Below are 1,645 nucleotides of genomic sequence, written 5' to 3' on the forward strand. Positions count from 1 at the left end.
CATATTTTTTCAACAATTTTATCTCGTGAAACGATTTCTTCTTTATTTTCAATCAAAAGTTTAACCAGTTCAAATTCCGTTTTTGTTAATAAAACAGGTGTTTCTTCCAAATAAACAGAATAATTTTCCGTATTTAACTTTAAAGTTTTATAAACGATTTCAGAAATTTTTTCTTTTCTAATATTTATGTCAATTCTTGCATCAAGCTCCAAAAAATCAAAAGGTTTTGTAACATAATCGCTCGCACCTGATTTTAATAATTCAACTTTTTCTTCCGTATTATTTTTCGCAGAAACAACAATTATAGGAACTTTTGATATTTTTCTAACATTTTTGCAAACTTCATTTCCCTCCATTGAAGGAAGTCCCAAATCCAAAAGCATCAAATCATAAAAATCCCTCTTTTTGTCAATTTCATTTAATGCGTCAATTCCATTTTCGATTATCATTATTTCATGATTTTTGTGTTCAAGCTGTAATTTTAAAATACGTGATATTTTTTTATCATCTTCAACAATCAGTATTTTTCCCATTTTTTCCCTTTCTAAAATTTATTCAGACTAAATTCATTTTTAAATTTATTTTCTGTGGTATTATTAATTATCAAAAATATTATATCTTAATTTTGAAGAAATAAAAAAAGCTCAAACAAATTTGAAAAAAGAATATAATTTTATTAATATTTTAGATTCATACGAAATTAAAGATATTCCATCCTACATTGCAACTCGGATTTCAAAAGTTGCGAATGAAGAAGAAAATTTGACAATGGGACAAGTCAGAAAAAAAGTTTTTGAGGAAATTAATGGAATTTTTGAAATTTTGGAGTTGGATGTGAAGCTTTCAGAAATATCGAAAGATGAGAATAGTATGCCGATTTTTAAAGATTCTAGTGGAAAAAAATTTGGGATAAATGAACTTTCTTCGGGGGAAAAGCAATTGTTTTTACGGACTTTGGCGATAAAAATGCTAGAGCCTGAAAATTCCATAATTATGATTGATGAACCAGAACTTTCATTACATCCAAAGTGGCAACAAAAAATTGTTGATGTTTATAAAAAAATTGGGAAGAATAATCAGATAATTTTGGCAACACATTCTCCGCATATTTTAGGAAGTGTGGAAAAAGAGAATATAATTTTATTAATAAAAAATCAAGATGGAAATGTAGAGACTAGGCTTGGGAAAGAACTTGGTAATTCGTATGGACAGACTATGGAAAGAATACTGGAAGATATAATGGGGCTTAAAACAGATAGAAATCCTAGTGTGTACGAACTGCTTAATCAAGTAAAAGAAATGGTTAAAAATGATAATTATGAAAGTTTTGAATTTGAAAGAAAATACAGTAAAATAAAAGATATTTTAGGAGAAGATGATAGAGATTTATTTTTAGTGGATATGGATTTGCAAATAAAAAAGGGGAGAAAGTTTTTTTATATTAGTAATTAAGCATAAGGAGAGTGATTAAGATTGATGATTTAGTAAAATTAATTGTTGAAATTTATAAAAATTCAGATTTAAAAATAACTATTTCAAGCATTATTATGTCAATAGTGTTATTTCTTATTTATTTTTTCATAGCAAACCTTCTATAAAAGATATAGAAATAAAATTAGAAAAAGAACACTTAGAGGAAATAGAA

The 1,645-nt window shown here is 26.1% G+C and carries 2 protein-coding genes; one reads left to right on the forward strand and one right to left on the reverse strand.

Annotated features, from left to right (window positions below):
- Window positions 1-533, reverse strand: a 533-nt coding sequence (locus Q0370_RS10650) for a response regulator transcription factor (RefSeq protein ID WP_299575532.1), incomplete at its 3' end; no start/stop codon positions are given.
- 76 nt (window positions 534-609) lie between these two features.
- On the opposite strand from Q0370_RS10650, the gene Q0370_RS10655 reads away from it, so the two are divergent.
- Entirely contained in the window at window positions 610-1,452 is an 843-nt protein-coding gene (locus Q0370_RS10655) for an AAA family ATPase (RefSeq protein ID WP_299575534.1), read from the forward strand.
- The last annotated feature ends 193 nt before the right edge of the window (window positions 1,453-1,645 follow it).

It is taken from the genome of uncultured Leptotrichia sp. (assembly GCF_938036635.1).
Taxonomy (GTDB): Bacteria; Fusobacteriota; Fusobacteriia; order Fusobacteriales; family Leptotrichiaceae; genus Leptotrichia; species Leptotrichia hongkongensis.